Source organism: Parashewanella curva (assembly GCF_003675895.1).
Taxonomy (GTDB): domain Bacteria; phylum Pseudomonadota; class Gammaproteobacteria; order Enterobacterales; family Shewanellaceae; genus Parashewanella; species Parashewanella curva.
The window spans coordinates 1-10,786 of record NZ_ML014850.1 but is presented as its reverse complement, the minus strand read 5'-3'; the positions used below and the strand labels follow the sequence as shown (position 1 = coordinate 10,786).

9 protein-coding genes are annotated in these 10,786 nt (G+C 41.6%); 5 read left to right on the top strand and 4 right to left on the bottom strand.

Translation table 11 applies throughout. The annotated features are described in order from the left end of the window. Positions 1-124 precede the first annotated feature (124 nt). Positions 125-934, bottom strand: coding sequence for an FUSC family protein (locus D5018_RS19230; protein ID WP_121840607.1), 810 nt, complete (start codon positions 932-934; stop codon positions 125-127). Between the two features lie 117 nt (positions 935-1,051). Here D5018_RS19230 and glpG point away from each other — a divergent pair, with 117 nt between their 5' ends. Further along, on the top strand, positions 1,052-1,894 hold the full coding sequence (glpG, locus tag D5018_RS19225) for a rhomboid family intramembrane serine protease GlpG (RefSeq protein WP_121840606.1): 843 nt from the start codon (positions 1,052-1,054) through the stop codon (positions 1,892-1,894). 25 nt (positions 1,895-1,919) lie between these two features. On the opposite strand, the gene elbB is transcribed toward glpG, so the two are convergent. Beyond that, entirely contained in the window at positions 1,920-2,573 is a 654-nt protein-coding gene (gene elbB, locus D5018_RS19220; RefSeq protein WP_121840605.1) for an isoprenoid biosynthesis glyoxalase ElbB, read from the bottom strand. Between the two features lie 384 nt (positions 2,574-2,957). Between elbB and polA the strand changes: the two genes are divergently transcribed. Continuing rightward, complete coding sequence (polA, locus tag D5018_RS19215; RefSeq protein WP_121840608.1) at positions 2,958-5,711, top strand: DNA polymerase I; 2,754 nt, start codon at positions 2,958-2,960, stop codon at positions 5,709-5,711. Positions 5,712-6,064: 353 nt separating this feature from the next. Here polA and yihA read toward each other — a convergent pair whose 3' ends face one another. Next, positions 6,065-6,721, bottom strand: coding sequence for a ribosome biogenesis GTP-binding protein YihA/YsxC (gene yihA, locus D5018_RS19210; protein ID WP_121840604.1), 657 nt, complete (start codon positions 6,719-6,721; stop codon positions 6,065-6,067). Between the two features lie 160 nt (positions 6,722-6,881). Here yihA and D5018_RS19205 point away from each other — a divergent pair, with 160 nt between their 5' ends. The 3 genes from D5018_RS19205 to D5018_RS19195 all read left to right on the top strand — a co-directional run bounded on the left by D5018_RS19205 (position 6,882) and on the right by D5018_RS19195 (position 9,264). Then, positions 6,882-7,508 carry a c-type cytochrome gene (locus D5018_RS19205; protein WP_121840603.1) on the top strand — a complete coding sequence of 209 codons (627 nt, stop codon included), beginning with the start codon at positions 6,882-6,884 and terminating at the stop codon, positions 7,506-7,508. 742 nt (positions 7,509-8,250) lie between these two features. After that, on the top strand, positions 8,251-8,778 hold the full coding sequence (yihI, locus tag D5018_RS19200; protein WP_121840602.1) for a Der GTPase-activating protein YihI: 528 nt from the start codon (positions 8,251-8,253) through the stop codon (positions 8,776-8,778). 12 nt (positions 8,779-8,790) lie between these two features. Then, entirely contained in the window at positions 8,791-9,264 is a 474-nt protein-coding gene (locus D5018_RS19195) for a DUF2489 domain-containing protein (protein ID WP_121840601.1), read from the top strand. On the opposite strand, the gene D5018_RS19190 is transcribed toward D5018_RS19195, so the two are convergent. Further along, complete coding sequence (locus tag D5018_RS19190; protein WP_121840600.1) at positions 9,261-10,517, bottom strand: hypothetical protein; 1,257 nt, start codon at positions 10,515-10,517, stop codon at positions 9,261-9,263. The genes D5018_RS19195 and D5018_RS19190 overlap by 4 nt on opposite strands. Positions 10,518-10,786 lie beyond the last annotated feature (269 nt).

The following is a 10,786-nucleotide window of genomic DNA, read 5'->3' as shown; positions in this document are numbered from 1 at the left end:
TGGCAAAGTGCTGGCTAATAGTGGTAGTTTTCATGGTGTTTAACAGGCAAAGACTATTATAAACCACGATCGATTCTGGTTGGCAAACGATCAAACTTAATTGCTTATTTTTGACCCGTTTGCCCTACAATAACCACAATAACATTGCCCAAATTAATAATGAATGTGGTAAAAACACTAAACTGAACAGTGCAGTCAAAGTACCTACTAAGACACCGGAAATCCTCTGATGCAGCTTATCATGTCCATGAAAACTCGTTGCTTGTGTGGAAATAATGATCCCTGCAATTAAGGCTTGAGCAGTATATTGTTGCCAACCTAAAACATAGTTCCCACCCAAAAGCACTGCAATTGCTACACTCAAAGCCAACGCATTAACAAAAGCTGTAGGATTCCATATAAACCAGCTGTTTTTTTGCCACTGCAATTTTGGCCACTCAAACTTGTTTAAATATTTCGACTCTTGATTGGTTTGCATCATCCTAAATAAGGTCTTCATTACTACAGCAACACTCGCTCCTAAGATCACCTCCCACATCCAATGCTTACTGTAGTTATAGGCAATAACATCAGAAGACACGAGTTCGGTTGCCATAACAACGCTTAACACACCACAAGTAAATAGCATGGCATAAGGCCAACGGTCGAGTTGATGTAAATAGGCAAAAATAAAGATACTGATCCCATGCACCATAAGCTGTAGCCACAACCAACCCTGTGCAAAAGTTACGACTACTGCTACGATCATAACGCCCGCTATCGTCCCTAACACTCGCTTCAGCGATTTACAGTGTAACTCCCCGCCATAGGCTTTCATCAACACATAACAACTTACAATGCTGAGATAAGGTAACTTAACCTGTAACCACATACTCAAGAGTGTGGTTATTGCGACTGCAGCGGTAATTTGCAATGCTGGAATAAATTTATTCACATGAGTATATTTTGTGATTAGCCGTCAGATTAACTATACACAATCCACTGATCTTGGTGCTAATTTCGAGCTTTGTTGCTATGGTATGAAAAGTAATAGAAGGTAAATGAGATTTTGATGACTGAAATTGGTGTGTTACCGAATATTCGCGCAGCTCAAGCTTTATCTGACTATCTAAAGGGTCAAGGGATTGCTTGCCAATTGGAGCCTGCTGCGGAAGGGATTATTATTTCTATCGTTAAAGATCAGGATGTAAAAACAGCTGAAGAGATCCTAGATCATTTCCTTAGCCATCCCAATGATCCTCGTTATTTGCAAGCCTCATGGGATCATGGGGATAGCCGTAACCGTATAGATTACGGCAGTTCTGCTCAAGGCATTGTTCGTGAGTTTTTACGCGATAGTGGCCCACTAACTCTCATCATTTTTGGTCTTTGTATCGTCATTTTTATTCTAATGAACATGGGATATGCCAATCAGGTATTCGGTCAACTTTCCTATTTCGGCGCCATTGGCAGCTTTGGTAACGAGGCCAGCGAGTGGTGGCGTTTTTTTACTCCCAGCCTATTACATTTTTCACTAATGCATATCAGTTTTAATTTACTTTGGTGGTGGTACTTTGGTGGAAAAATCGAGAAACGAGTGGGCTTAGTGACTTTATTAACTTTGTTGATAGTCGCAGGCACCTTACCAAACTTGCTCCAAGCGCATTTTTCTGGCCCAAATTTTGGTGGCTTGTCCGGAGTCGTCTACGCCTTGATCGGATATGTGTGGGTGATGCAACAACGCTGCCCTCAAAAAGGCTTGGCCATGCCTCCAGCACTGATGGTGATGTCAGTATTGTGGATGATATTAGGATTTGCTGGGCTGCTGCCAACGGCAACAGCCAATAGCGCTCATCTTGGTGGTTTACTGATAGGCTTGGCTCAAGGTGTCATTGACAGCAAACGTTATCAATAAATTCCAATACAACAAACGAGTTGGTTTACGCCAACTCAATCACTTTAGCCACCAACTTATGAATACCGCTATATGCTTCTGATATTGAAGTTGCCAGCATATAAGCTGGGGTAGTGACCACTTTATTGCTTTCATCAATAACAATATTGTGAACATCAGCTTGCTGATGCACGCCGCCCATTTGGGTAAACGCCGAAGCGGTATCGACATCTGTACCTATGGTTCCAGTGGCTCCTTGTCCAAACAAAGCGGGGATCATCACAGGGGCTATACACATCAGTCCAATAGGTTTATTCGCTTGTTTAAAGGCCCTCACAGCAGTAATGACTTCTTGGTTTATTTGGCAATCAACTCCTTGAACAGCAAAATCACACAAATTTTTCGCTGCCCCAAAACCTCCTGGAATGATCAAAGCATCAAATTCATTGGCGTCCACCACTGACAATTGCTTGATATCTCCACGAGCGATACGCGCCGACTCCACCAAAACATTTCGAGACTCCCCCTCTGCAACTTCTCCCGTTGCATGATTGACCACATGCATTTGCTCCATCTCAGGAGCAAAACATTGGTACTGACCTCCTTGCTGCTCTATTGATAACAATGTCAGTACTGATTCATGAATTTCAGCACCATCAAACACCCCACATCCACTTAGAATTACGGCTATCTTTTTCATGATTAGAATTTACCTAATAAATTAATGTTAAAAAATGGTTGCTTTTTGATTGATCTGTGCAAAAAACCTGCTAACTTAGATAAGGTTACACGCACTTAGGGATAAGATACATCAACACGGATCGATCTGCATGATCAGAATTAAATCCACAAATAACGATGAATTTTCAATCGTTTACCCCTCCCAAGAAATTAAGATGCAAAACCTTTAAAAACAACAACTTATAGAAGCGTATCATTTTGAATCCACGATCGTATCACAGGATCAACCCACATAACCCACAGACTTATCCACAGGCTGTGAGTTTTTGTCATGGCTGAAATTACTTGGATATGGCATGCTATCAACCAAGATCATTCATCAACTAATAATGCTTCGTCAATTATGCCAAAAATCAAAGAAAATCCACTTGTACTTGTAGACGGCTCTTCATACTTATATCGCGCTTACTATGCTCCCCCTCACCTCACCAATTCAAAGGGCGAGGCAACAGGGGCTGTATATGGCGTAGTGAACATGCTACGCAGTTTATTAAAGCAGTATTCTCCAAGTCACATTGCAGTGGTTTTTGATGCTAAAGGCAAGACATTTCGAAATGATATGTATGCCGATTATAAAGCTCATCGCCCGCCTATGCCTGATGATCTTCGCAGCCAAATTGAACCTTTGCACCGTATCATTAAAGCACTTGGGCTGCCTTTGATTTCTATCCCTGGCGTCGAAGCTGATGATGTTATCGGTACTATTGCAGTGGAAGCGAGCAAAGACGGTCGTAATGTGCTGATCAGCACAGGTGATAAAGATATGGCGCAATTAGTGGATGAAAACGTCACGCTGATCAACACCATGACCGATACCATCATGGGACCAGAAGAGGTCACCACTAAATTTGGCGTAGGGCCAGAACTCATCATCGACTTACTCGCTTTAATGGGCGATAAAGCCGATAACATTCCTGGGCTTCCGGGGGTAGGTGAAAAAACAGCCTTGGCCATGCTCACTGGCGTCGGCGGCGTGGATAAATTATTGGCCGAGCCTGACAGTGTGGTTGAAGTAGGATTTCGTGGTTCTAAAACCATGCCAAAGAAAATTAGGGAGAATGCTGACGATCTCAAGCTCTCTTATGAACTAGCCACCATTAAAACTGATGTTGAGTTAGAGCAAACGTGGCAACAATTCGAGCATAAAGATGCTGATAAAGACGAGCTGATCAAATGCTATGGAGAAATGGAATTTAAACGTTGGTTGGCAGAGCTTTTAGATTCCAGCAGCAATGTCGCCGCTGCGACTGCCAATGTTGAAGATGAAACAACACCAGAAGCCATTGATGCCGAATACGAAACCATTCTCACTGAGGAGCAGTTAGTCACTTGGTTAGAGACTCTCGAAAATGCCGATTTAATTTGTATCGATACCGAAACTACCAGCCTTAACTATATGGATGCTGAGCTGGTTGGCTTATCCTTCTCCGTTGAAGCGGGCAAAGCCGCATATTTACCCTTGGCGCATGACTATTTAGATGCACCAATCCAATTAGATAAGACAGAAACACTAACCAAGTTAAAGCCTATCCTAGAAAATCCTTCCATCGCCAAGGTTGGGCAAAATCTAAAATACGATATCGCCATTCTTGCCAATGTAGGAATTACTTTACAAGGCGTAGAGTTCGATACCATGTTGGAGTCCTACGTATTTAATTCTGTCGCTTCTCGTCACGATATGGATGGCATGGCATTAAAATATCTGGGTCACAAAGCCATTAGTTTTGAAGAAGTGGCAGGTAAAGGGGCTAAACAACTTACCTTCAATCAAATCGATTTAGACACCGCCGCTCCTTATGCCGCTGAAGATGCTGATATCACCCTTCGACTGCATCAGCACCTATGGTCTCGCTTAGAAAAAGTACCTTCATTAGCCAGCGTACTAAAAGACATCGAAATGCCGGTATTGTCAGTACTTTCAAAAATGGAACGCAAAGGCGTACTAATCGATAGTATGTTACTGGCTCAGCACAGCCAAGAATTAGCACAAACCATCACTGAACTAGAACAAAAAGCGCATGAAATCGCAGGTGAAGCCTTTAATCTTGGTTCACCTAAGCAATTAGCGACCATTTTCTTTGAAAAGCTCAATTACCCGATCATCAAAAAAACTCCGAAAGGCGCACCATCTACCGCAGAGGAAGTATTAGTAGAGCTAGCCTTAGATTATCCATTACCAAAGCTGATATTAGAGCATCGCAGCCTATCCAAGCTTAAAAGCACTTATACCGACAAATTACCTCTGATGGTCAATGGACAAACTGGACGTGTTCATACCAGCTATCATCAAGCGAATGCTGCCACTGGCCGTTTATCATCTAGCGATCCAAACCTTCAGAACATTCCTATTCGCACCGAAGAAGGTCGCCGTATTCGCCAAGCGTTTATTGCACCCGAAGGCAAAAAAGTTTTAGCCGCCGACTACTCTCAAATTGAGCTGCGGATCATGGCACATTTATCACAAGATAAAGGCCTCCTTACCGCCTTTGCCGAAGGTAAAGACATTCACAGTGCCACTGCCGCTGAAGTCTTCAGTGTTGATTTTGATGACGTGACTTCCGAGCAGCGCCGCCGTGCTAAAGCCGTTAACTTTGGTTTGATCTATGGTATGTCAGCCTTTGGGCTAGCAAAACAACTCGATATTCCACGTGTTGAAGCGCAATCTTACATCGATACCTATTTTGCTCGTTATCCGGGCGTGAAAAAATACATGGAAGACACGAGAGCAGTTGCATCAGAGCAAGGCTATGTGGAAACCTTATTTGGTCGCCGTCTGTATTTACCTGAAATCAACGCCCGCAATGCCATGCGCCGTCAGGCTGCTGAACGTGCAGCGATTAACGCGCCAATGCAAGGCACGGCTGCGGATATCATCAAAAAAGCGATGATCATTGTTGATAACTGGATTGAGACTGAAACAAGTGGCGAAATCACAATGCTAATGCAAGTTCACGATGAATTAGTATTTGAAGTCGATGAATCACAAGCCGATGCCCTTCAAGCAAAAATTTGCGAGTTAATGGCAACCGCAGCTGATTTGCATGTACCACTTCTCGCAGAAGCTGGCCTTGGCGATAACTGGCAGCAAGCCCACTAATTTGCTTTTAACCTCTGGCGATCAAGCCCTAATTGGTCGCCATTTAGCCAAAATCAAGATCCACTTCACAGAATTTAACTTAAATATAGAAAACTGTTTTCCAATTTAAAACAAATCACGTAATATCGTTTCTGTAGGGTACAGAGGTTAAGATGTTCTATCTTTCAGACCTTTATTTCACTTTATAGTGACAGCCAAATTATGGCGCCTCAGCAACTTTTGCTGAGGCTTTTTTCTTTTTAGCCTTTCTCTTTTTTATCTCTTCATCTATTAAGAACTAAAACGTCATGATTTAAAATAAAAAAGGCCAGCAATTTGCTTGACCTATTTCATCATTGATAAATGAAATTGTTTTACTCAGTGTCTTCGGCGCCTTCATCAACAAACTCAACACGCTCTTGATACCAAGTGTTTAATATATTGAGTACTTTTGGCTTTCCTAAGCCTTTTAATGACGAAAACGGCTCAACTTGCACAGAATCGCCAAAATCCGCTAACTTCTTACGGACTTGATTGACGGTTTTCATCCGTGCACTTTGGGCCAATTTATCGGCTTTGGTTAACAGCGCCAGTACGGGAAGTTCACTATGTACTGCCCATTCAATCATTTGCATATCAAGATCTTTTAACGGATGACGGCAATCCATCAATACAACAACCCCAGCCAAAGACTCCCGTTTTTGTAAATATTCACCTAAGGCTTGTTGCCATTTTTTCTTCATCACCAGTGGTACTTGAGCAAAACCATAGCCAGGTAAGTCTACCAAACGACACGCTTCGTTAATTTCAAAGACGTTGATCAACTGAGTTCGGCCAGGTGTTTTACTGGTTCTCGCTAAGCCTTTTTGTTCCGTTAACGCATTCAAAGCACTGGATTTTCCAGCATTAGAGCGACCAGCGAATGCAATCTCAATACCTTGACTATCACCCAAGTGCTGATCCAAATGTTCAATATCTGGTGCACTGATCACAAACTTTGCTTTACGGAAATCTAATTCAGAGGCAGCCACGGTTTACTCCAACTTATTCAATCTCAATACTATAATTCAATTCGAATTACTTACTTTTCTACATTTTCGTGTAGAATATTAGGTTGATAACAATATTACCACGCTTACGGGCTATGCTTGTAAGTTCAGGACAATAATCTTAACAAGAAGTTGGAACGCCATGAAAAAGTTAGCTCTTGTGCTGTCTGTCATTATTGCCGCAATTTCTGCTCCAGCATTTTCAGCAGAAGGCAATGCAGAAGCCGGAAAAACCAAAGCAATGTTATGTGCTGCCTGCCACGGTGTAGACGGTAACAGTTTAGTCCCTATGTACCCAAAGCTTGCAGATCAACACGCTGAGTACCTTGCAAAGCAATTACATGATTTCAAAAAAGGTTCAGCATCAGCTGGCAAAGAAGGTCGTTTCGATCCAATCATGGCTGGCTTTGTTGCAACCTTAAACGATCAAGACATCGCTGATCTTTCTGCCTATTTTGCTAGTCAGAAGTCAAAACCAGTAGCCGTTGCTGATGTACCTGCTGCGGGTAAAATGCTTTATGAAGCAGGCGATGCAAAAAAAGGTATTACTGCGTGTATGGCATGCCACGGCCCACAAGGTAAAGGCATGGGCATGGCGGGTTTCCCACATTTAGCAAGCCAGCAACCTGATTACATTAAGTCACAGTTAATGAAGTTCCGTAGTAAATCGCGTCACAACGACCTAAACGGCATGATGCAAGATGTTGCTGCTAAACTTACTGATGCTGATATTGATGCATTGTCTAAGTACATCGCTAGCCTAAAGTAAATACCGTAAGCTACTGAATACTTAGAATTAGTTTTTTTAGCAATAAAAAGGACATTTTTATGTCCTTTTTTAACCCCAAAACGCTTACGTTGACGTAAAGGTAATGCTAACCACTTTTTTATTGACATTAATTTGTAACTTGGGTTTAATGCGCCTGTACCAAGAAAAACCCAGCTGTCGAACAAAGAAAAATAACTCCGTCGAACAGTTCTTGGCACAGATTATTTAAGAACAAGAATAAAGTTATCAATAATAACAATACGATTAAAACCGCTCTCTAATAATAATAAGAGTTGAGGTTTCAGTTTGAAACCCAGGTTCGCTACCATTGTAAGGAACAGGTTAATTTTGACCACTCGCTATATAGCATTGCCTTACTCAACAACAATAAAATAAACATGGATGGTTGATTCAGCATCAAAGAGGATGTTCGGACACAAATTAAAGTGTCACTCAGTCGTAATTACGGCACTAACCAATAAAATGTCTGGATGACTCATAATAAAAAATGGTGCAGGGACAGCTGTTAGTAAAGATACCGACCGGGAGCGTCGCTACGCAGGTAAGGAAGCTTGGTTAAAAAGAATAAGGTGTCTATACACTTGTGCTACAGGCGGCAGATTCAATCTGCCGCCTTTTTTATTTTCAAATCCCGTTCGTGTTATACTCCCGCCAATATTTTCTTCTACCTAAAAAATTTGTTCCAATAAGGTTTTAGGTTTATCACTGGGATAAATATCCAATGGCTCGCAGTAAAAAAACACGCAAAGTGGGTGACAGTGCCCCTAAGAATGCTCCTCGTACAAAAAAAGCTGAGCGTATCGTCTCTAAGAAAAAGCGTAAGACCGGTAAAGCCTCAGGTAACCGTCATAACGAGGTTACCTTAAAAAAGTCATCGCCAACTTATGATCCCAGTAAAGATCCTCGCCATGGCAGTAAAAAAGCCATTCCGTTGACTGTCGAGCAAAAAACAGAAGTGAAAGCTGAAAAACTTAAAGCTAAACAACCGAAAATGAGTGATGAACATCGCTTACTGATCTTAGAAGAAGATCCACGCCTTAATCAGCTATTAGATCAACTAGAAGAAGGCCGTACCTTAAACGCAGAAGATCAAAAGTGGTTGGATACTCAATTAGATGAAATTGAACGTCTGATGAAAAAACTGGGGCTTGATGAGCAATCTGAGCAAGCACCTGCAAAAGTGTCTGATGATGATGCCTTATTTGACCGCTTTGAATCAGGTGCGGATGCGCTTCAGGATTATCAATAAGGACCAATAACCATGACGCTCAGTCTACTCATTATTCCTGCCGTGTTGATTGTGGTGGCGTTAGCAAGCTATGCCACCTATTTACTACTACAGCTTCGTAAACAAAACCAAGCTAAGGCAAAAGCGGAAGCGGACTATCAGCAACAGTTGAAAGAAAAACAAAACTCAGTAATAGCAGACATCCGTTACATTGCTGCAGCAATGCTTGAAGATCGCTGTGAGCTTTCAGAAGGTGTTATGCGTATCGCACGGCTGTTTGAAGTGGCTTTACTGACTGAGCGTGTATCCAATCACTATCCGAATTTATACACGCATTTTGAATGTATTAAAGATCACCCAATCAAGGAACAGCGCAAAGCGTTGGCAAAACAAGAGCGGATGAAATTGGATTTAGCACGGATGAAGTCTGAAACAGCATTAGAAGCACCAATACTCAAAGAAGCTGAGTCACTACAGCATTTTGAATTGGCAAAATTCAGTCATTAATCTGTCGAAGCAACAGGTGTTGCTTCTTCAATCATAGTCCGTTTATGATTTTGGAAGCCTGCAGATAAAAATGTTTCTGGAATTTTTTCCACTTTTTCCCGAAACGTTTTTTTTGTCATTTTATAACCAATGAGTTCGGGACAGCCTTCGATTTTCATTTTCGGGAAAAACTGAAATGTTAACGGTTGTCTCTGAGTATCAGGATGCACTTCGACCTGACAAATAGAAGACGAACTACAAACCAATGCAAGCCAAGGCACTTCGAGATTAAGCATGGCTTTCATCATGTCTGTTTCTGGAAATGATAAAAAATATAAGACATCAAATTCACTGAAATCTCGGATCACTTCAAGCACATCATATTGGACAACCAAAGTGCCACCAAAAGTCACTTTGGGAGGGTTACTATCGGTGACAAGATGCATATTTAGCCCTGCTTCTCTTAAAGCAAAGCTTTGCAATCCTACTCCAGCAGCAATTTCGATATTCTTATCCGCCATCCCACTCAGACACTGTACCAGCTCTGCAGCAAAGGACTTTGTATAAATTTGATAGATCCCCAAAGTATTATTTAATTGCTCTAAGACACTACAGAGCATACTTCGAAACAATTCAGCACCAGAATAATACTCAACCGCAATACCTCTGTTATCTACCAAGTATTGCCTTGATAAGCCAAGTGCTATAGCCATATTATCTATGCCCATAAAGTTATCGACCGTTTGGTTTTTTAATAGTTGGATCAAACAATCCCTACAACGCCTAAATTCATTGCATATTGTCGTTTCGTGTTGATTTTCTGCCAATTCATGGCATTTTAATATCACCTCTGTCAGTGCCTGCTTACGCTTTACTCCATCATTGTTGAATGTTCTTTGAGAGAAAAAATCATCCACAGCGGGTTGTAACTCTAACGCTTCAATCGTTGTACTCTTTTTTGCCTCTGTCATTGTTAACACAATCACGGCGTGATCCACGCGAACAGAGTACTGATAAAGCAAAAATGGGTTGGTAAATTGACAACAACTCACTTGCGATGCTCTTGATGGGTCATTCAATATTTTCAAAATGACCTTGCTTTTGGCACTACTGTAATTTTGCGATTTACTGAATTGATACTCTCGGGTTGAACTATCCGAAAAAGTCACCCTAACTATTTTACATTCGGGTTCAATATTGGTGTTTTGAGATTCTGGTTCAGGAGCCAATACAAAGTGGGGGGGCGTATATACAAGTTGCCGAGATATGGACATAGAAGTTCATTGAAAACGAATGGATAAATCAAACCATAATCAATATTGGAATTGATTAGTAATTAAACTTGATTAACTAACTGTTAGATAGGCGATAGGAACCGCCCATCTCTTGATTGCTCGCGCCTAATAAACTACCCCTCAGCAAGCTGTCTCACCTTCGGCTCGACTTCGCTTCGCGAAGCGGGGTATTTATCTCAGAACAACGTTAACTGGTGATCTTTATGTAGCGCTTTGTACTTATCACCTTTTCCTTGGTTTTTGACATA